This is a genomic window from Listeria floridensis FSL S10-1187, assembly GCF_000525875.1.
GTDB classification, from domain to species: domain Bacteria; phylum Bacillota; class Bacilli; order Lactobacillales; family Listeriaceae; genus Listeria; species Listeria floridensis.
Genome location: NZ_AODF01000001.1, coordinates 195,022 through 214,944 on the forward strand (window position 1 = coordinate 195,022; position 19,923 = coordinate 214,944).

Annotated in this window: 20 protein-coding genes and 2 pseudogenes; 1 reads left to right on the forward strand and 21 read right to left on the reverse strand. The window is 40.1% G+C overall.

Annotated elements, in window-relative coordinates:
- Positions 1-265: 265 nt before the first annotated feature.
- The 7 genes from MFLO_RS15515 to nrdD form a co-directional block, all read right to left on the reverse strand.
- The gene (locus tag MFLO_RS15515; RefSeq protein ID WP_156065807.1) at positions 266-421 is read right to left on the reverse strand and encodes a hypothetical protein; all 156 of its coding nucleotides are present in this window, start codon (positions 419-421) and stop codon (positions 266-268) included.
- A 4-nt stretch (positions 422-425) separates the two neighbouring features.
- Positions 426-785 carry a hypothetical protein gene (locus MFLO_RS01010; protein ID WP_036095699.1) on the reverse strand — a complete coding sequence of 120 codons (360 nt, stop codon included), beginning with the start codon at positions 783-785 and terminating at the stop codon, positions 426-428.
- A 4-nt stretch (positions 786-789) separates the two neighbouring features.
- Positions 790-1,203 carry a hypothetical protein gene (locus MFLO_RS14420; RefSeq protein WP_051993378.1) on the reverse strand — a complete coding sequence of 138 codons (414 nt, stop codon included), beginning with the start codon at positions 1,201-1,203 and terminating at the stop codon, positions 790-792.
- On the reverse strand, positions 1,200-2,054 hold the full coding sequence (locus MFLO_RS01015; RefSeq protein WP_051993380.1) for an Mbeg1-like protein: 855 nt from the start codon (positions 2,052-2,054) through the stop codon (positions 1,200-1,202). The genes MFLO_RS14420 and MFLO_RS01015 overlap by 4 nt, the downstream gene beginning before the upstream one ends.
- Before the next feature lies 1 nt (position 2,055).
- Positions 2,056-2,427, reverse strand: coding sequence for a DUF1310 family protein (locus MFLO_RS01020; RefSeq protein WP_036095995.1), 372 nt, complete (start codon positions 2,425-2,427; stop codon positions 2,056-2,058).
- 311 nt (positions 2,428-2,738) lie between these two features.
- The gene (nrdG, locus tag MFLO_RS01025; RefSeq protein ID WP_036095701.1) at positions 2,739-3,290 is read right to left on the reverse strand and encodes an anaerobic ribonucleoside-triphosphate reductase activating protein; all 552 of its coding nucleotides are present in this window, start codon (positions 3,288-3,290) and stop codon (positions 2,739-2,741) included.
- Positions 3,283-5,433 carry an anaerobic ribonucleoside-triphosphate reductase gene (nrdD, locus tag MFLO_RS01030; RefSeq protein WP_036095703.1) on the reverse strand — a complete coding sequence of 717 codons (2,151 nt, stop codon included), beginning with the start codon at positions 5,431-5,433 and terminating at the stop codon, positions 3,283-3,285. Before nrdD ends, nrdG begins: the two co-directional genes overlap by 8 nt.
- Positions 5,434-5,735: 302 nt before the next feature.
- Between nrdD and MFLO_RS01035 the strand changes: the two genes are divergently transcribed.
- Positions 5,736-6,839, forward strand: a complete 1,104-nt coding sequence (locus tag MFLO_RS01035; protein WP_036095705.1) for an ABC transporter ATP-binding protein — start codon at positions 5,736-5,738, stop codon at positions 6,837-6,839.
- Between the two features lie 184 nt (positions 6,840-7,023).
- Here the strand turns inward: MFLO_RS01035 and MFLO_RS01040 are convergent, their stop codons facing one another.
- The 14 genes and pseudogenes from MFLO_RS01040 to MFLO_RS01095 all read right to left on the reverse strand — a co-directional run bounded on the left by MFLO_RS01040 (position 7,024) and on the right by MFLO_RS01095 (position 19,690).
- Complete coding sequence (locus MFLO_RS01040; protein ID WP_241433488.1) at positions 7,024-7,191, reverse strand: DNA-binding protein; 168 nt, start codon at positions 7,189-7,191, stop codon at positions 7,024-7,026.
- 83 nt (positions 7,192-7,274) lie between these two features.
- A pseudogene (locus tag MFLO_RS17325) lies at positions 7,275-8,724 on the reverse strand (lipopolysaccharide biosynthesis protein).
- A 21-nt stretch (positions 8,725-8,745) separates the two neighbouring features.
- A complete protein-coding gene (locus MFLO_RS01050) occupies positions 8,746-9,828 on the reverse strand; it encodes a glycosyltransferase family 4 protein (RefSeq protein WP_051993383.1) in 1,083 nt (360 codons plus the stop codon).
- A gap of 110 nt (positions 9,829-9,938) precedes the next feature.
- Entirely contained in the window at positions 9,939-10,616 is a 678-nt protein-coding gene (locus MFLO_RS15915; protein WP_206538296.1) for a glycosyltransferase family 4 protein, read from the reverse strand.
- Positions 10,555-10,920, reverse strand: a complete 366-nt coding sequence (locus MFLO_RS15920) for a glycosyltransferase (protein WP_206538297.1) — start codon at positions 10,918-10,920, stop codon at positions 10,555-10,557. Before MFLO_RS15920 ends, MFLO_RS15915 begins: the two co-directional genes overlap by 62 nt.
- Positions 10,889-12,220: an O-antigen ligase family protein gene (locus MFLO_RS01060; RefSeq protein WP_051993384.1), complete on the reverse strand. Its 1,332-nt coding sequence runs from the start codon at positions 12,218-12,220 to the stop codon at positions 10,889-10,891. Before MFLO_RS01060 ends, MFLO_RS15920 begins: the two co-directional genes overlap by 32 nt.
- Positions 12,221-12,238: 18 nt before the next feature.
- On the reverse strand, positions 12,239-13,354 hold the full coding sequence (locus tag MFLO_RS01065; protein WP_036095708.1) for an acyltransferase family protein: 1,116 nt from the start codon (positions 13,352-13,354) through the stop codon (positions 12,239-12,241).
- A 21-nt stretch (positions 13,355-13,375) separates the two neighbouring features.
- Positions 13,376-14,116: a WecB/TagA/CpsF family glycosyltransferase gene (locus tag MFLO_RS01070; RefSeq protein WP_036095999.1), complete on the reverse strand. Its 741-nt coding sequence runs from the start codon at positions 14,114-14,116 to the stop codon at positions 13,376-13,378.
- Positions 14,117-14,213: 97 nt separating this feature from the next.
- The gene (locus MFLO_RS01075) at positions 14,214-14,891 is read right to left on the reverse strand and encodes a CpsD/CapB family tyrosine-protein kinase (protein WP_036095710.1); all 678 of its coding nucleotides are present in this window, start codon (positions 14,889-14,891) and stop codon (positions 14,214-14,216) included.
- Entirely contained in the window at positions 14,848-15,612 is a 765-nt protein-coding gene (locus tag MFLO_RS01080; RefSeq protein ID WP_077913112.1) for a YveK family protein, read from the reverse strand. The genes MFLO_RS01075 and MFLO_RS01080 overlap by 44 nt, the downstream gene beginning before the upstream one ends.
- Before the next feature lie 21 nt (positions 15,613-15,633).
- Positions 15,634-16,915 (reverse strand): annotated as a pseudogene (locus MFLO_RS01085) (nucleotide sugar dehydrogenase).
- Between the two features lie 23 nt (positions 16,916-16,938).
- Positions 16,939-17,265 carry a DUF4352 domain-containing protein gene (locus MFLO_RS01090; protein WP_149022934.1) on the reverse strand — a complete coding sequence of 109 codons (327 nt, stop codon included), beginning with the start codon at positions 17,263-17,265 and terminating at the stop codon, positions 16,939-16,941.
- 22 nt (positions 17,266-17,287) lie between these two features.
- Entirely contained in the window at positions 17,288-17,431 is a 144-nt protein-coding gene (locus MFLO_RS15520; RefSeq protein WP_156065810.1) for a hypothetical protein, read from the reverse strand.
- A gap of 75 nt (positions 17,432-17,506) precedes the next feature.
- Entirely contained in the window at positions 17,507-19,690 is a 2,184-nt protein-coding gene (locus MFLO_RS01095; RefSeq protein WP_036095712.1) for an immunoglobulin-like domain-containing protein, read from the reverse strand.
- Positions 19,691-19,923 lie beyond the last annotated feature (233 nt).

The window sequence follows — 19,923 nt, forward strand, 5'->3', positions numbered from 1 at the left end:
ATTCACTTAATAAAACAGAAAAATCATTCTTTTTTAATTTAAGATCGCTTCGAAGTAATATTTTACACACCCCGTTTCCCTTGGCCAAACTGATTTTCAGACAAAAAAAATAGAAGAGCTAGACTAGACCTTCCCTTCCATAGCTCTTTCCATTCAAAGTTTTTTAAAGTTATTCTCCGCTTTTTCAACAGCTTTCTTGGCTGATTTGCTCCATTTTCCTTTAACCACCTCTGAAAATTTTTCCAAATATTTTTCATTGGACTGCTTAAACGTCTGAATCGCTTCTTTTTTTTCGTTCTTTACAAATCAATTTTCGATTTTCCGAAGTTGTCCTTGCGTGACTTGCTGTATAAGTGCTAATCAGCATTTTGTCGAGTTTCTTTTCTGCATCCTCAAGTAAATCTGCTAATAGGTTACTCATTTCATTACTCCTCTCTATTTTCCTTAGAGTTCAAGAGTTCATCTTCATAGCGTTCCAAATCTTTCCGATATTGTCGTTTTGCCTCATCTTGCTTTTCCATCACATCACCCATCTGATCCCGAACATAAAAAGCGCCTTCATCGTGCGTCTCTGTAATCCAATTAAACCCTTGCGAAAGCGGAGGAATCGTATTTGAATCATAATCTGCCACACTGTACCTCAAACGTTCAGCGGTTGCTTCCAGTTTTTTAGAAAACTGCCTGCCTAAATACTGCATATCTTCGAGTTCTTCTTCAAATGCTCGATTTTGTTTCGTTTGTTCATCTTTTAGATCTTCTATTCGTTGTAAAGTCATTTTCTTCATGAATTTATCCCTCACTGATTTGTTTGGCTAATTCTTGGTCTTTCTCGATCATTTCCTGGATGGCTTTTTGGGTCGTTTGAATCGTTTCGTCAAATTCTTGCTCAATCGCTTTTAATTCTGCCACCGTTTTTTCATACTCTGCTTTAGGTTTCAAGCGAATTTCAGCTTCGGTTGCGCCGCCGTCCGCCAGCGCTTGGATGATTTCGTTGTCAGAAAGGATTTCTCCGATGAAACGGGCATCTTTCAGGGTATCTTGCCAGAGATCATCGGCTTTTTCGATTTCTTTTTGATACATTTCTTTTAGTTCGGAAATATGCTTCTGGGCGTTTAGTTTCATACCTTGCGTAAAGACGAGCGCGTTCGCGGCATCGAGATAGACTTCTTCCGCCGAGGAAAGCCCGCCGCCACTTTTTTTCAAATTTCTTTTTTTAAGCGTTTCAAATTGGCAAGACCGGTTTCGGTGACAATAAGTGAAAGCTTGGCATATCCCTCCCCCGTAAGCATGAGGTTTCCGTCTTTATCAAACTCATACCCTTGCCACATGTGCTGGGCGGTAATGCCACCGGTTGGGCTCCCGTCGACGTAAAGCACATTGCCAACGCCTAGCGCGCCCTCACCGTAAGCGAGCGCAATAATATCACGCTGATCCACATAAAGAAAGCCTTTATTCGTCGCCGTGAACGCATCCGCGACTTTTTTCTGTTCAGGAGTTAAGGTGGTATAAATGTTCGGCCCTTGGTACAAGTAAGCGCTTTCAATTCGATTCAACTGCTGTTTCGAGAGATCGGCGATGGCATATTGACCGTTCATGCTGCCGAGGGAATGCCCGTAAATGTAGACTTTGGCGTTGGGATAGGTTTTTAGAGTCTCTTTGAGTGAGCTTGCGGCACTTTTAAATTGCGGCGGAGCAATTGTGCCTTTTTGCCCAGCAACTTGAGCGGCAGCGGGCGCGTCATTCAAGATCCAATCTTGAAAAACATCCAGACTTTTCATCGAATCGAAAGCAAGTAACTGATCGACCCCAGTTGAGCCGCGGTACAGCACCGTGACTTCTTTGACTTTTTCACGTTCGGAAAGCGGAGCATTCGCTGGGACATAGTCTTTTGTGATGACATAAGATTGTTCGCCGGTTTTTAGGTTGTTGTTTATCTGGGATACTTCTCCAATCTTCTTTTTACCTTTCGACACAGAAACTGTTGAATTAATTTTCAAATTATCATACTCTCTGTTGGCCAGTTCGACATGTTCCTTATCGCTAAGGCTAATCATTTTAATCGCCTCCTTTCAATAGTTGATTTAAATCTGAAGAATAACTAACGCCACCCGCTTCTATTTTCTCTTCATATTTATTCAAAGTCGTTTCGAGAATCATATTGTTGCTCCCATTAATTTCTAAAGTAACATTAATTCCTCCCATCGGATTATGCTTGATACTATTGTCATTAATTTTATACGTTTTTATCACTCCTTTATCAGTTAGTGCGTTTTTGTCTAAATTTCTTAAAATATCCACATATTCCTTCTTTGCTTCCTCGCTCTTCACGACTTTCAGCATCTCTTGTTTATCCATATAATATTTCACTCCGATTCCAAGTCCGATTATCACAACGATTCCTAGCACAATTAACCAAAATTTCTTCACTTCATCACCTGACATTCTTCCATGTTTTTTCGTCTCGAATCTCCCGGAAACTGTAACTGTATTCATATGTATTATTTTCTCACAATTTTAATATAGCACAGCCCCTTTTATTTGTCTGTGACTAATTTGTGAAAACTTTTAGGGATAAAGGCAATCTAAACTAATGAAACTAGTTCGCTTAGGTCTTGCTTGGCAACAAGAAGTTTCACAATCGCCGCTCTTTTTTCAACCTGTGTATTTACGATTTTCTTCCATTTAAAAGTACAAAAAACCGGCTTTCCTCTCCGAGTGAGAATGAAAACCGGTCACTTTTATTCCAAGTACAAAACCACTTTTTCTGCTGCAAGTGATTTCTTAACGTCTATAATCCGCTGGTTGCTTGAACCGCGAAACGCTAAGTTCGGGTCAAACAGCGATTCCTCGAAACGTCCATCTACAAGCACATCCACTTCCGAAAGAAGCTCAAGCTTATCTTCTGTTTCAAGCAGCATCTCTTCAAAGGTATAGCCTGTCCATGACCAAATATCCTTTGAATCACCATAAACGGCGCGCAGTTTTCGCACAACCGCAAGGCACGTTTCTGTATTCAAAAACGGTTCCCCGCCAAGTAGTGTCAGTCCCTGCACACTTTCATGCCCGATGTCCGTTACAATTTGATCAAGTAGTTCATCCGTGAACGGCTTCCCGTAGCTGAACGATTGTGCCGCTTTATTGTAACAGCCTTCGCAGTGAAACGGACATCCCGATACATAAAGACTGCATCTGACTCCTTCTCCGTCCACAAAATTAAATGCTTTATAATCGGCAATGTAACCGCGACTTAGGCGGCTTGATTGCCATTCTTTCGGAGCTGGGTTATTCATCGCCAAGCTCCATGTGTTTCACGCGTTTCGAAATTTCTACATGGCGACCGTGCACCATCGGGCGTTTCATTGGATTGCCGAGATAGCCACAAGTTCGTTTCACCACATCAGCCTTTTCTGGATCAGTATTTCCGCAGTGCGGGCACTTAAATCCTTCCGCAGTCGGCGCAAACTCCCCTTCAAAGCCGCATTCATAACATTTATCGATCGGCGTATTCGTCCCTAAGTAGGCCACTCTGTCATACGCATAGTCCCAAACGGCTTCAAGTGCTTTCGTATTATGCACAAGTTTCGGATATTCACAGTAGTGGATAAATCCGCCCGAGCAGAATTCTGGATAATCCTTTTCGAAATCGATTTTCTCAAACGGCGTGATTTTTTTACGCACATCATAATGGAACGAGTTCTGATAATATTCCTTATCCGTAATGTCTTTTACTACCCCGAATTTATCCTTATCCAAACGATTAAAACGATCCGTCAAACTCTCACTCGGTGTCGAGTAAACACTGAACCAGTATCCATATTCTGCTTTCCATTCATCGGCATATTCCTTAAGCGCCTTAACAATGTCGAGCGTGAATTCTTTCGCCTCCGCATTTGTTTCCCATTCGCCGCCGTAAAATACTGTTGCTGCTTCATACAAGCCGATGTAGCCAATCGAAATCGTCGAACGTTCCTTGTTAAAAAGCTGATCGACATGATCCCCATCTTGCAGTCGCTTGCCGAATGCCCCGTATTTATAAAGAATTGGTGCATTTTCAGGACGCGCATCCCGAACCCGCTCTAAGCGGAACAAAAGGGCATCTTTGACCGTTTTCATTCGTTCATGAAAAATTTCCCAAAACTTCGATTGGTCCCCACCGCTTTGAAGCGCAATCCGCGGTACATTCAGCGTTACAACACCAAGGTTGTTTCGACCGGCATTCACATTTTCGCCTGCTTCATTTTTCCAAGCCGGGAGGAACGAGCGGCAGCCCATTGGGACTTTAAAGTCGCCTGTCAGTTTCGTAAGTGTATCATAACTTAGTACATCGGGATACATACGTTTCGCGGAGCATTTTAATGCGAGCTGTTTAATATCATAATTCGGATCTGTTTCTGCAAGGTTCGTACCGCGTTTTAATGAGAAAACCAGTTTCGGGAAGATCGCAGTATGTTTATCTTTGCCGACACCGCCAAGTCGCACATTTAGAATCGCTTTTTGAATTTCACGCGCAAACCAGTCCTCGCCAAGTCCGAATCCGAGTGTGACGAACGGGGTTTGTCCATTGCTCGTATAAAGGGTATTAATTTCGTACTCCAAGCTTTGCATGGCATCGTAAATATCCTTTTGCGTCCGTGTTTCTACATATTCTTGCTGTTTATCCGGAACGACCCAGTCGCTCGCTTCTTTTTCATGCTTCGTATAGTTGAGCTTCGCGTAATCCGATAAAATTTCATCAATCCGGTCAACGGAACAGCCGCCATATTGCGAGCTCGCCACATTGGCAATGATTTGCGCAATTTGAGCGGTCGCTGTTTGAATCGATTTTGGACTTTCTACATTGGCATTCCCAATCGTAAAGCCATTTTTCAGCATCCCGCGAATGTCAATCAAGCAGCAGTTTGTCATCGCATGATACGGGCTGTAATCAAGATCATGAAAGTGAATGTCTCCCTTTAAATGTGCATTGGCCACATGCTTTGGCAGCATATATTTCAGCGCATAACTTTTAGCAACTGCTCCTGCCGTTAAATCGCGCTGTGTATTGAAAACAGTCGCATCCTTATTGGCATTTTCGTTCACAACTGCTTCGTCTTTTTCCAACAGTTTTTGGACGCTTTTTGTCATGTCTGTCAAGTTTGCTCGTTTCGCATCGCGATCATGACGGTATTCTATGTAGCTTCTTGCAACATCTGGATAGCTTGACTTCATCAGTTCATTCTCGACTGTTTGCTGAATCGCATCAATCGTCAGCTCTTCTTCGTTTGGTAAAGCATTCACAATCGAAATGATACTATTCTCCAAAAAGATATCATCCTCGACACCAATACTTTTCATTGATGCCTCCACCGCATTACGGATTTTGATCAGATCAAAGCTGGTTTTCCGGCCATCGCGTTTCACCACTTGCTGGTCTGTCATTTGTTTGATATACATCACCAATTCCCCCGGTTTCTCTATATATTGTATCTGCCTATATAATATAGCACAATATAATGGAGTTTTAAAAGTGATAGTGTGCACATTCACAAAAATGGGTCTTTAGTTCTTAAAAGCAAAATCGAAAGCGCATTCTTACGTCAAACCTTTTTTAGAAAATAATACTTTCGCCCTTCATTTGGACAATTTGTACAATCTGTCCAAAAAAGCCTAACAAATTTGTGCAGGTTGTCTCTAGTTTGAATAAAACGTTTTCATTTACAATAAAGACAAGATCAAATGAAAGAGGCGAGCAAATAATGGCACAACTATCTCTCGAACATGTTTATAAAATTTATGATAATAAAGTAACGGCTGTGAACGATTTCAATTTAGAAATTGCCGATAAAGAGTTTATCGTTTTTGTCGGTCCATCTGGATGCGGAAAATCGACAACGCTTCGGATGATTGCCGGTCTTGAAGAAATATCAAAAGGCGAATTTAAAATCGACGGCAAAGTAATGAATAATGTCGCTCCGAAAGACCGAGATATCGCGATGGTGTTCCAAAACTACGCGCTTTATCCGCATATGACCGTGTTTGACAACATGGCATTCGGTTTGAAGCTCCGCAAAATGCCAAAGGCTGAAATTGCTAAAAGAGTCGAACACGCGGCGAATATTCTTGGATTAACGGATTATTTAAAACGGAAGCCAAGCGCTCTTTCTGGCGGACAGCGTCAGCGGGTAGCGTTGGGACGCGCCATTGTACGTGATGCGAAAGTATTCCTGATGGATGAGCCACTCTCAAACCTTGATGCGAAACTGCGGGTGCAAATGCGCGCTGAGATCACAAAACTGCATCAACAGCTTGATACGACGATGATTTACGTTACTCATGACCAAACGGAAGCGATGACAATGGCGACGCGAATTGTCATTATGAAAGACGGCGTAATTCAGCAAGTCGGCAGTCCGAAAGAAGTGTACGACCGCCCTGTGAATATGTTTGTGGCTGGATTTATCGGAAGCCCAGCGATGAACTTCTTTGAAGGACGTCTGGAAAACGGCAGCTTCGTGAGTGAGGCTTTCTCGATCGCGGTTCCTGAAGGCAAACTGAAGGTGCTTAAGGAAAAAGGCTACGACGGAAAAGAAATCGTATTTGGCATCCGCCCAGAAGATATCCACGATGAGCCGCTTGTCATTGAAGCCAATCCAGGATACACATTCGAAGCGAAGACGGTTGTGGCTGAGCTGACTGGAGCTGAATTTATGCTTCACAGCCAAGTTGGCAATCAAAGCTTCGTCGCTCGTGTTGATTCGCGCTCGGAACATGAAAGCGGCGAAACGATTAAACTTGCTTTTGAAATGAGTAAAGGACACTTCTTCGATAAGGATACGGAAATGTCGCTAACTGAATGGTAATCCTCCCATATTGATATGAAATAAGCCTCGCTGATGCGAGGCTTATTTGTTTTGCGAACTGGATATTTATTCTTTGTTCGTTACTTAACCAAAACAAAAACATCCAACCGGTAACTTTGCTAGAAAGTCCCATCAGTTGAATGTTTTTAGTGTCAAATTTATTCACAGGCTTCTCCTTGGCTTTTTAGTAGTCAAACGGCCGGTATTTTTTTCGTAAATCTTCTTGTTCCCGCGCCCGCTCTAGAATGCCTTCACGAAAATAAAGAACTGCGCTCCCCTTTTTGATTCGAGCGATTTTTTCGCGGTTGACGAGTGAATAAAAACTTTGTTTTGAGATTTGTAGTAAATTCAATGCTTCTACTGTAGAAACAAAGTAACGATCCAGTAATTCTAATTGTTCTTCTTGTGATAGATTTTTTTTCCATGTTACACCTCTTATTTAATTCCTTTATTGGTTATTGCTTTTTTTAATGATTGAACATTTATTCGCTGCCATGCCTCTAGAAGCAGCTTATGATACAGGCCTAGAATTGCCGCTAGCGCGATAAGTGCCGCCGCATACTGAAACCCGTTGTCTGGTCCAAATGTATTATAAAGTGCCAGCACATATAAAATAACTGTAACCAGCATGTGTTTTCTTACTGAAAATCCTTCCCAAATCCGCATTGAAATGACGGTTCGGGCAATGAAAAATGCAATGTAGGCTGTTCCTGTTGCGATTGCTGCTCCGATTGAGCCGTAAAGCGGAACTAGCCAAAAATTGAGAATAAGCGATACTAAAAGTGCGAAGCACGATACGATGATATTGAGATAGCTTTTTCTTAAAAAAACAATGCCTAAATTGGTCGTCTCGCTCATCGTCATCATCAGCGGATAGAAACAGAGAAACGGAAAGATATATTTTGCTTCTTCATATTCTGGCGAAAGGATGTAAATGATCAAACCTTTGGCAAGTAGCAAGAAAATGAATAGGATTGAAATGAGCAACATCATGATATGACTGACCAGTTCATAATAGCGTACCGGCTTTTTCTTTTGATACCATTCATAGGCTGTCGGTACCCAGAAGTTAGAGAAACTAATTTGCAAGATTAATAAGGCACTCGCAATTTTAAATGCGGCTGTGTATAATCCCAGTTGTGTGAAGTCTGCATAATAACGTAAAAATACTTTATCAATGACAACAAACAAACTATAAATGAAAGTGGCAACAACAACGGGTAAGCCAAACCGCGCAAGCCGCTTCACCAAGCCTCTATCGAGAACAAAAGCTTGTTTTTTGAATAATCTTAAGTGAGTGAGCAGTAAAATAAGATCCCCGATCATCTGGCCTAGGATTGTACTATAAACTACTGTAATGAAAACGGGTTTGAAGATCAGCAAAAATACGATGGTGACCACCAGAATCATGAATTTGATCAGAATATTGTAAAGCGAAAAGGATAGGGCTTTATTTTCCATTCTGATGAAAAGCAGGATAAAACGTTCAAAGATTAGGAATATCGTTGAAACAGCAAGCAGATAAACGGCTCCGATATATTTGGAATCGGCAAACAGCCAGTAAGAGACATTGTCCGCAAAGTAACACATCAAACTGATGAGCGGTATTGTCATAAGCATTGGGACAAGAAGCGCATTTACAAGCAGTTTTTTTATTGTTCTTGTATTCGTAAAACTCTCGTGTAAACGCTTGGTCAAATCCTAGATAGATCACATAAATCAAAAGCGTCTGTGCAAGCAGAAACATGCTTGTTTTTCCGTATTCTTCCGGGCTTAGGAAGTAGGTTGTTACTGGAATTAAGATTAAATTCAGCAAGGCTGCTCCGATTGATCCAATCGAAAATTGCAGCAGACGTACGATTAACTGCTTCACTTTTTTCTCCACACTTTCTTTTAAATAAAATTCTTAACGCGATCTCTTAATAAGTCTGAAATAGAGTTTCTTTCGTGCTTTGCCTATGCCTGTATATAGGTTCAGCAAAGGATGATGATTTTCGTCGATTAAGCCGATAAATTCTACAGCAATTTCAATTAACAGAAGTAGTACGATGATTAGAATGATTGAACCCCACGTTGTTGAAAAGTAAAGCAGAAAACTAATTCCGGAAAATACGGCTGCAATTAGGTAAAGCAAAAGTACGGTTTGTCGATTCGTTAAACCAAGGGCTAAAAGTCTGTGGTGAATGTGGGAACGATCGGCTGTAGAAATGGATGTTCTTTGTTTGATTCGGCGAATAATCGCGAAAAATGTATCTGTAAATGGTACGCCCAAAATGATAATCGGGATGAGAAGTGATATCAGGGTTACATTTTTGAACTCTAAAAGCGACAGAATTGCTATCATAAAGCCGACGAACATCGCTCCGGTATCTCCCATGAAAATCGATGCCGGCGGAAAGTTGAAGACAAGAAAAGCGAGCAACGCGCCGACAAGCAAGAATGCTGTAAAGGCACTGCCTGTGTTGCCGAGAAGAAGCGCCATACCGCCAATTGTTACGAGTGCAATGGTTGATACTCCACCCGCAAGGCCGTCAATTCCATCAATCAAGTTGATCGCATTTACGATTGCTAAAATCCAGAAAATCGAAATCGGGATTGCAAAGTAGCCGAATTCAACACGACCGAGAAACGGCAAGTAAATATGATGAACCATAATACCGCCCCAAATGGTGACGCAAAGCGAGGCCGCCACTTGTCCTGCTAATTTTAATTTTGGCGAAAGCTCTTTTACATCGTCAATTACTCCTGTTACAACGATGATTAACGTACCAACTAGTAACGGAATTGTATTTTCGTGATTGATCGGTGATAAAAAGAATACGGTTATAAAACTGATAAAAATACCAAGTCCGCCAAGTGTTGCTGTCGGCTTAATATGTGCATGTCTGTCACGTGGCGCATCTACGGCTCCGACTAGAAATGCTAATTTGCGGATGAGCGGCATAAGTAAAATTCCAAATACGAAGGTAATAACTGTCCATACTAACAATCTATATTCAGCTCCATTCTTTTGTACTGCTTGCTTGAGCTTCTTTAGAGCAAGAGTATTTTTCTTCCATTAATTTTTCGTAGTAGCGATTCCATCTTTCAAAGAAATGATCAAGTGAAAAATCTGCTTTTACTTTTTTTATAGGCAGCACTTGAAAACTCTTCTCGCAGTTTTTTATCATTTAAAAAGGCTCTCAGTTTTTCTGTCATCTCTGTGATATCTCCCGGTTTAACCATCATGCCGTTTTGATTGTCTTGTATAACTTGTGGAATCCCACCAACGTCTGATGCTAAGTTTGGAATTCCTTCTGCCATTGTTTCTAAAATCGACATTGGCAGTCCTTCTTGGTAAGAAGGAAGTAAATGCAGCACTGTACTCGCCATGACTTTTTCCCGTTCTTCTTTTAAAAGCCACCCGCCTAAGCTGACGTTTTGACTAGCGAGTGCTTCCATTTCTTGTTCCACTTCTTCGATTTCTCCATCCCCAAACAAAGTAAAGTGGATATCTGGAAATTCTGCTTCAATTTGTTTAGCCATATGCAAGATATCATAGCTCCCTTTGCGTTTTCCTAGGCGCCCAAGTGTAATAATTTCTGTCGCACGTGAATTGTAACTTGGTTTATCTGGTACTATAACAGCATTTTCGATAATTTCGATTGGTGTTATCGTAAGCTGCTGATAAAATTCTGCCCATTCCTCACTTAAAACTACTAATCCGTCTAAGTGGTCAAGCTCGCGTTGAATGCGTTTTTTTTGTTCGCTTGCTTGAGGTTTTAAAAAATGTATCAAACTGCGAGGCATGCATATGGAAAACCACCTGGACATTCCGCGGAACAAGTCTAGCTAAAATCGCTTTCCTGTAAAAACTGCTTTTATGAGCAACATGGAAATGTACCACATCAATTTTTTCTTGTTTGATTTTTTGACGAAGCGTAAAAAGCGCTTTGATTCCTGCATAATATTTATGCTTTTCTTCCCAAGTAGCGAGATAAAAGATTTTATTCTTTCCTTGATAATATTCTTTAAAGTTTGAAATAACGGTTGCGATGCCGCCTTTGGAATCAGACTCTGGTCCAACCATCAATATATTCACTTTGCTTCACTTCCTTCGAAACATCTTCTATCACCTGCATGGAAGAATGCTTATATTTTTGTAAAATAATTCCGCCGCACACGAGTCCGAGCATCGTTGATGATAGCGCTGAGAACATGACGTGCCCCGCGGAAATGCTGTAAAACATGAACACCATAAAGGCTAATGTATAGATACTGCGATTTTGTTTTTTTAGTGATACAAAGAAGAAATAGCCAAGCATCACAGTTGTAAGCACAACACCTATAAAACCAAGTGCGTAAAGCCCGTCAACTGGATCCATTTCAATTAGCCCAAGTCGTTCAAAATGGATTAATCGGTATTCAAAGCCAAAACCAATCAGCGGGATAAGAAAATTGTTATTATTGTCTACAAATAATTCATATCCACCCGCCATGTAATCACTGCGCGAACTGGTTAACAGCCGAACAAGGTTCCCGTTATAAAGCCGGTAAAAATAAGTAATTCGGTCAACTGTTCCTGATGTTGCAGAAATGATAAAGTCCCAGCCGGCGATTATCAGGCCAATCAGCGCTGCAACTGCAATCATAAATGTTACGATACGGTAAATCGGTTTGAACTCTTTCTGGCAAAAAAGAAAATGAATCAAAATTCCTACTGTAAACACAATGCCATAGACAATACCGGTTTTAGTACTGATTAAAATAAGAGAAACAATGATTCCTAGATAAAGTAGCAGCAAAAACAGCGATTGTTTCACGGCTTTTCTTCGCAGTGCTTTTGTAAAGAGCCAGCCAACAAACGTCGCGTTAATCATGAAAGCGATCGTTAAATCATTACTCGCATAGAAAAAACTTTTATAACCTGCATTGCTGTTTACATAGGCTTGATTGCCGACATTCAAAAAGTACGGAATTAACATACCAAGGGTAAAGAAAATACTGATTGCAAGAAAAACTTTGCTATAATTCATTTGCAAAAAGATTTCTTTGCGCTGATAGACGAAATAGGCGATAACAACCCATAAGAAAAATTTGGTAAAAACGGTTAGGTCAGCAAATAAAATTGATATTGAATTCTGCAGAACAATCGCTTGTATAACCAGAAGCATGAGCGATCCGATAATAAATGTAACGGTAATAAATGTATAAAGATTTTTTCTTAAACCTGCGTGAATAATACAGCAAACAAGGTAGATAAAGCAGAAGAAGCGATAGGCTGTTCCCACTGGAATTGGGATATGAGAGCTGATGAAAAGCCCGTTCATAAAGTCGATTAACGGAAATACCGACATGATAATGAAAAAGAAATAAATATTAAGCGGTTTTTTTTGCGTCAATGACATCGTCCTCCTTTTTTATCCATTCATCCTTTCCTTGCCTGTATCAGCAAGATTTAAATGAAAATGATTGATTGTTTTTTCAAGCTTTCGCCCAAGTTGCAATGCTGATTTCTCGATCAGCACGTATGACAGATAGGCCGCTGCAAAAATAAGCGGCAAGCTTAGCAGTTCAATTACAAAAATAGATGGAATCGTATCGTACAGTAAGTAAATCCACGGAATGAAGACTACACAATGCACGAGATAGATGCTAAATGAAATTTTTCCTAAAAACAGATAGATAGGCTGTACCAAAAAGTTCTGTGCTTTTTTTGATTGGAAACAAACGAGGAGTATACCTACACAGCCGATACTGATTACAACGTCTGAAAATACCTGAGGCAAATTTATGCCCACTAGATGCAGCACAATCACATGCAGATAGAGCACCATTGAAAAAGCAGTGACCGCTATTTTTTGATTCCTGCTGAACGCCCAAACCGCATCCCAGTGCAGCGCCAGCACAATTCCGATGATAAAAAAGCCAAGATGGAAAATCGTTTGTCCAAGCATAAATTGTTGATCAATCGCAAACAGCACTACTGTTCCAAGGCCGAATGCTAGAATGACAAACCCAGCCGCCCATTTTATGCCTTTATTTTTTATGAAATAATAGAATAGCGGAAAGACAATCGAAATTCGTAGTTCAACGATCAGCGACCAAATGACTGGGTCAATCCGGTCCACGTCATTACCAACCATGAAAATATTTTCAAAGAAAACATGCCACTGAAGGGTTGTTCCTTCTGCATTAAACCATGATGAAAGACCCGCAATTCCTGTTGGTTCAAACCCTAAAAACAAACACTCTGCTAAAATAATCACTGCAAGAAATGGGAGATAAATTCGGCAAAATCGTTTGACTAAAAACGCTCCGTATTCTTGCCACGAAAAATTAGATTTGTTTTTCAGTGCCAGACTAAGTGCAATTCCACTGAGCAAGAAGAAGAAAATAACAGCACTTCTTCCAAGCGGTTGAAATATTTCTTTTGCTAATGATTCCTCTTGAAAAGTTTCAGCAAAATGTGTAGCGATCACAGTAACTGCTGCAATTCCTCTTAGTGAATCCAAAAAGTAGATTCGTTTTGGCATTCCTTTTTTGCCCCCTGTTTCTTAATTACGGTTCATTTTCGCCTTGCCGACCTTAAAGAGAAACGATGCGTTCCCTGTAACACTGCGGCTGAACATCCGACGCGGTTCTTGAATAAAGCGATAAAACCACTCAAGACCTGACTTTTGCATCCATACGGGTGCACGTTTTGTTTTTCCGGCAATGACATCAAAACTTCCGCCGACGCCCATCGAAAATGGAACTTTCATGACATTTTTATACTCATTAATCCAAAATTCTTTTTGCGGGCTGGAAAAAGCGACAAACAAAATATCCGCTTTACTGTCCCGAATTTGTTCAGCAATTTGAAGCGATTCCGATTCATCGAAGTATCCATTACGATATCCTGCAATTTCAAGGTTTGGATATTCCGTTTGATGCTTCGCTACAACTTCTTGAACGACTTCTTCCGTTGCGCCAAAATAAAATGGGCGCCAGTTCTTCTCAGCTGCAAGGGCAACTAATTCCGAAAACAAGTCAATCCCCGTTACTCGTTCCGGCACATTATAACCAAGCAATCTGCCTGCCCAAACAATCGATTGCCCATCCGCATTAATTAGCGGACAATCATTGACAATTTCTTTAAGTTCAAGATTTTTTGCCATCAAATTAATCTTGTGCGCATTGATCACCACATGTTGCGTCGGAATTCTGCTTTCAATGATGCGCTCCACTTCTTCAATCGTCTCATTCATTGTCAAACAATCAAGTTGACTTCCCAAAAGTTCTACACGTTTACTCATACTTCCCTCTGCCACATACATCTCTGATAAATCACCCTTCATTTCTGAAAATTAATCAAAATTTTCATTTTATTATTTTTACATTCAATTTTCCGAACTATTTATAGGCATAATAATAGTAATTGCTTTTCTTCTCCGTAACGCCATTTAAGACAGCTCCTATAATCGGTGCTCTAGTCATGCGGATTTGTTCTGCCGCTTGCTTCGTACGTTCTTTCAGCGAAGACCCAAAACGTGTGACTAGAATAACTCCATCCGATTGTGGTGCAAGAACAAGCGCATCAGAAACGATTGTAATCGGCGAAGTATCAATAATGATCAAGTCAAATTGCTGCTGTAATTCCTCTAGCACACTCGACATTTTCTTTGAACTGAGCATTTCGTTAGGATTCGGAGGAATTGCTCCGCTTGTAAGCACAAATAAGTTTTCCACTTCTGTCGGCTGATAGCTTTCTTCCAAACTAATTTCATCTGTTAAAACGGCTGAAAGACCTGTATATAAATTTTTGGAAAAAGTTTTGTGAATCGTTGGCTTGCGCAAATCTGCATCAATTAACAAGGTTTTCTTGCCTTGTTGCGCATAAACAATGGCGAGGTTGGCTGATATAGTTGATTTTCCGCTGCCCGCTTCCGGTGAAGTAATTAAAATCGTTTTAAAAGTGGAATCAATACTTGAAAAATCAATTCCAGCTCGAATTGTCTTGAACTGTTCACTCACTGGTGAATTAGGGTCATTGAATGCGACTAATTGCTTCCGATCTGTTTTTTTCTTCATTTATTATCTTCCTCCTTTCAAAACTTTTCTCCGTCTCCATCTGATCCGGCTCAAAAGCATTTACCGTACCAAGAACAGTAAGTCCAAGTGCTTCTTGCAAGTCATCCACATTTTTTATCGTACGATCGAAAATCGTTTGAACAAATATAATCATCGCTCCGATTAATGCTCCGACAACAAATGACAATCCTAACATCAAGCTTTTATGCGGCTTCACAGGTGCTTGTGTCTTCGAATACTGTGCTTCAGATAATATCGTAACATTATCAACTTTCATAATATTCGGTATTTGTCTTTCGAATACTTGCGCTGTTTTATTCGCAATTGCCGTTGCATCCTTTGCATTGGTGTATTCCGCAGCAATTTCTATGATTTGCGAATTGGAATTATTGCTAACTTGAATCGCATTAGCAAGCTCTGTTTGCGAATATTTATTACTGAGTTCTTTTTCAACTTCCTTGAGAATCCGCGGACTCGTCACAATTGCACTATACGTATCAACAAGTTGCAGGTTTGCTTGAACATCTTGCGCTTGAATGCTACTATCTTTTGAATCCACTTGATTGACCAGCACTTGCGTTTTACTTTGATAAATCGGTGTAGCACCAAACCAAAGATAAATGCTCATGATGCACACACATAACCCAATCGCTCCAAGGATATACCATTTGCCGCGATTAATAGCACCAAAGATTCTTTTTAAATCGATTAATTCCTCCATTGCACTCTCCTACTCCATTTATTAAAACGAAGGGACTTTTTCAATGCGCTTCAGCGAGGCAATATTGCCGAGAGAAAGATAATGATCTTTCACCGTTTCGCTTGGAAATATATTTTTCGTATCAAAAACATAATTCTGCTTCATTTCACTTAAATCCGCTTCAGTTAATGTCTTAAATTCATTGTGGTCTGTTAAAACAAGTAACAAATCGCTATCCAAAGTTGCTTTCTTAAAGTCTTTTTCAATCCATGGCTGTTCAACATGTGGATCAAAAATACTCACTTCATAGCTTTCGTCATCCAACAATTTTTGTGTAATTTCAAGTGCTGGACTTTCCCGAATATCATCAACATTTCCTTTATACGTTACACCGAGAACAGTAATTTTCTTACCATCTATTTGTTCCATCAACATCTTTGTTCTTGAAAAAACAAAGTCCGGCATTGATGTATTAATTCCACGTGCAGTTTGAATAAGAGGCGTTGTTTCCGGTGTGCTCGCGACAATAAAGTAAGGATCAACCGCTAAGCAATGTCCACCAACACCAGGGCCTGGTGAATGGATATTAACACGCGGATGTTTATTGGCCATTTGAATCACTTCAAGTGCATCGATATCCAAATCTTCGCCAATTTTAACGAGCTCATTCGCAAGCGCAATGTTTACATCTCGGTAGGTATTTTCCATTAGTTTAGAAAGTTCTGCTGCCGATGCGGATGAAGTAATTAATTCTCCTTCAACAAAAATACTGTAGATTTTTTTTTCCAGCATCCGTGCATGCATCGGTCACACCGCCAATAATTCGATTATTAAATTTAAGTTCATGTAAAATCTTACCTGGTAGCACACGTTCTGGGCAGTGTACCAGATAAATATCCTTCCCAATTTCAAATCCAGCTGCTTCAATTAGCGGCTTTACAAAGTCTTCCGTTGTACGAGGAGCAATTGTCGATTCAATAATCACCGTGTTTCCTTTTTCAAGATGGGGGATAAGCGACTTCACTGCATCAAGTACATACGTTAAATCACAACTTTTATACTGATCATCTTTATTCGGCGTTGGAACAGCAACAATAAATGCATCCGCAGCTTCTACATTAAGCTGTGCTTTAAAGTTCCCAGACTCTATCGCTTTTTTCAGTTCTGCTTCAAGTCCAGGTTCCTCTAAATGCACATGCCCGTTATTTAATAGTTTTACTACATCTTCTTTAACATCTACTCCAATAACTTTCTGATCATGGTTAGCAAACATAATCGCTGTCGGTAATCCAATGTAACCTAAGCCGATCGTAACAATCTTCATTCTGACACCTTCTCATATCTTTTCTATTTTTCTTTTACTTCCCAAGTCGCTGCAACATCATCAGCAGGTTTGTATTGCAATTCTGTTGGTTTAATATCTTTCTTTAGTACAAAATAAACTGTTCCAGTAAGCGATTCGCCTTTTTCAAAAGAATCTCCAAACGATGCATAGCTGTAATCTGGTGCTACCGTTTTCCCATCACTTGTTTTTAAAACAAAGTCGGTTGTTCCAAGACCTTTTTGATCATTGCTGACATTTTCGCCCTTCACTTTAAAGCTGTAGACTTTTTCGCCAGAATCATTTTTATTAGAAACTTTACTTACATCACTGTTTTCTAAAGTAATTTTCATATTATCTACTGTAACTGTATGATCATTTGCAGATACTGTTACACTTTTGTTTTCGTTTGTTTCTTTTTTTATCTTTACTATCTGATTTATCTGTTGCAGCACCACTTGAACATGCTGTTAAAAAAGCAACAAACAAAGCGCTGAGAATCAATAAAATCTTCTTCATTTTTAAGTCCTCCATAAAATTGAATTCATTGAGATGCCTGATTTAGGCACCTCAATGAATCGTGATTCACTTGTCTTATGCAGTAAATGTATAAGTTGCAAGTTCTTTGTGTGCAGTTGTCTTGTTGTATCCGTAGATTTTAACTTTCGAACCAAGGTTGATTGCTTTTGTCCAGTAAGTGAACGAACCGTTAGAGTTGAATGTTCCACCCCAAGGTTGAACAACGCCGTCAACTTCGATATAAGCTACTTCGATGTCGCCAGTGAAGTGACCTTCGATGTTAGCAGTATTCCAGTTATATTTAGCATCTACAAACGAACCTTTTAGGTTAGAACCAGCTACAGATTGAACTGTGATCGTTTTTCTATCTAATTCTTTACGAGTATTTGGTTTTGCTGCATCATAAGCAACTAATTCTACTTTTTGTCCTGCTTTAAGCGCTCCAGCATAGTAAGAGAAGTTTCCGTTTGAGAACGTACCACCACTGCTTTTATATGCACCGTCGATATACATATCAACTTGCTTCACATCGCCAGAATACGAACCTGTAACACTAGAATCGCCATCATAAACTGCGCTTGGATTGATTGTTCCAGAAGTTACAACTGCTGGTGCTTGAACGATAAAGCTCTTTCTGTCTAGCTCTTTACGCTCGTTTGGTTTTGTTGCATCATAAGCAACTAGTTCTACTTTTTGTCCTGCTTTAAGTGAACCTGCATAGTAAGAGAAGTTTCCGTTCGAGAACGTACCGCCGCTGCTCTTATATACGCCGTCAATATACATATCAACTTGTTTCACATCGCCAGTATACGTACCAGTGATTGTTGTTTCGCCTGCAGAAGCAGTTTTAGGATTAATAGTTCCAGAAGTAGCAACTACTTGATCTTTGATGTTTACTTGTTTGCGATCTAATTCATTACCGTCTTTGTCATAAGCAACGATTACAGCATTATCAGTCTTGCTAGTGATCGTGTTTACGCCAATCCAGAATGAATAGCTTCCATCTTTACTGAACGTTCCGCCTTTGTTTCCAAGCTCAGTGTTGTTAACGATTAGTTTAGCGTGGTCAATATCGCCAGTAAATGCACCAGTGATGTTTGCTTCGCCAAGCGTATAGTCAGCCGTTTTAAGCGTTCCCTCAGTGTTTCCACCTGGGTTCCCTCCATTGCCGTCTCCTTCAACAACTTTAACTTGTCCAACTTTTTCAGTAGCAAGACCTGTGCTGTTTACAACACGGTAAGTGACATTGTATGTTCCCGGAGTACGTGTATCAACTTGGCTGTCTTTCACTTGTAGTTTGTTTGTGATCATACCGTCTTTTGCATCTGTTGCGATTACACCTTTAAGCGCAATCTCGTTCGTGTAGTCTGAACCAACTTTTACTTCTGTAACGCGATTTTCAGTGAATTCGATTTCTGGTTTTTCAACACCATAACCAGGATCAAGTTTTTGAACGTTCAAATCAGCTTTATCGCTAAGTTTACCGATGAGGTTGATTCCACCATGTTGTTTACCATTGAATGTATATTTTCCATTTACTGCGTCAGGAATGCGTACTCCTGATTTTTGAACAGCCGCTCCTAGATCAATATCCACATAAGTGACTACTCCATTTACCGGTTGAACAATTGTCCCTGTAAATCTAGGGTTAATAACTTCTAAACGATGTTTCGAAGCGTTATATGTGATCTTTCCAGAGTTAACTGGTTCTGGTTGACGGTCAACGCCCCAGATCATGTGACCAGTTTTTGCGGATACACTTTCAACAAATTCTTTAGTGTTTGCAAGTTCTTTAAGCTCATCTGGCAAATAGATATATGCAGTAGTTTGAGCTGCAATGCTTCCTTCTACTAAAGTGCTACGTTGTACGCTGATTTGTAAGTGTCCTGTTGTTTCTCCGTCAATGATCGACAAACCATTTTTCACTACAGATGTATCACCTGTAATTGTAGTTTTTGTTGTGAAACCAACTGAAATACCTGCTGCTGGATCAATTTCGTCGTTCCCAGCAACCGCAGTTGTGTCAGTTGCTCCTTCTGTAGTTGCTGCTTCGTTGTTTCCTTCTGTAGATTCAGCAACTGTAGTATTCTCAGCTGCTTCGTTGTTTTGTTCTTGTTCAGTAACAATCGCACCCTCTACCGTGCTAATTTCTTCAGCGTCTGCCGCCCATGCTGTAATTGGTGTTACTAAAACATTTCCCATAAGTGTAAGCGTTGCTGCAATTGTTAATACCTTTTTTCCTGTACTTTTCTTAGACATTATTCGTCTCCTTTATTTTTGAATTTTGGGTGAAACAATTATTGATAACACTTGCTGTATTTACGTAACAAATTGAAAACTTGATTGCGCAATTCTGATTCGTGTTTTGTTCAATTGATCGCCCCAACGAGATTTAGTATAGTGCGAAATCACCCTTCTAAAAAATCAAAAATACGTTTATAAAAATTTTCATTTTGCTTGAAAACAACAAAATAAACCGCTTCTCTTTCAGA

Bases quoted from the DNA above. Each gene is read 5' to 3' on its own strand.
- MFLO_RS15515 (WP_156065807.1), bottom strand. From the start codon at position 421: ATGAGTAACCTATTAGCAGATTTACTTGAGGATGCAGAAAAGAAACTC.
- MFLO_RS01010 (WP_036095699.1), bottom strand. From the start codon at position 785: ATGAAGAAAATGACTTTACAACGAATAGAAGATCTAAAAGATGAACAA.
- MFLO_RS01015 (WP_051993380.1), bottom strand. From the start codon at position 2,054: ATGATTAGCCTTAGCGATAAGGAACATGTCGAACTGGCCAACAGAGAG.
- nrdG (WP_036095701.1), bottom strand. From the start codon at position 3,290: ATGAATAACCCAGCTCCGAAAGAATGGCAATCAAGCCGCCTAAGTCGC.
- nrdD (WP_036095703.1), bottom strand. From the start codon at position 5,433: ATGTATATCAAACAAATGACAGACCAGCAAGTGGTGAAACGCGATGGC.
- MFLO_RS01035 (WP_036095705.1), top strand. From the start codon at position 5,736: ATGGCACAACTATCTCTCGAACATGTTTATAAAATTTATGATAATAAA.
- MFLO_RS01065 (WP_036095708.1), bottom strand. From the start codon at position 13,354: ATGCCAAAACGAATCTACTTTTTGGATTCACTAAGAGGAATTGCAGCA.
- MFLO_RS01070 (WP_036095999.1), bottom strand. From the start codon at position 14,116: ATGAGTAAACGTGTAGAACTTTTGGGAAGTCAACTTGATTGTTTGACA.
- MFLO_RS01075 (WP_036095710.1), bottom strand. From the start codon at position 14,891: ATGAAGAAAAAAACAGATCGGAAGCAATTAGTCGCATTCAATGACCCT.
- MFLO_RS01080 (WP_077913112.1), bottom strand. From the start codon at position 15,612: ATGGAGGAATTAATCGATTTAAAAAGAATCTTTGGTGCTATTAATCGC.
- MFLO_RS01090 (WP_149022934.1), bottom strand. From the start codon at position 17,265: ATGAAAATTACTTTAGAAAACAGTGATGTAAGTAAAGTTTCTAATAAA.
- MFLO_RS15520 (WP_156065810.1), bottom strand. From the start codon at position 17,431: ATGAAGAAGATTTTATTGATTCTCAGCGCTTTGTTTGTTGCTTTTTTA.
- MFLO_RS01095 (WP_036095712.1), bottom strand. From the start codon at position 19,690: ATGTCTAAGAAAAGTACAGGAAAAAAGGTATTAACAATTGCAGCAACG.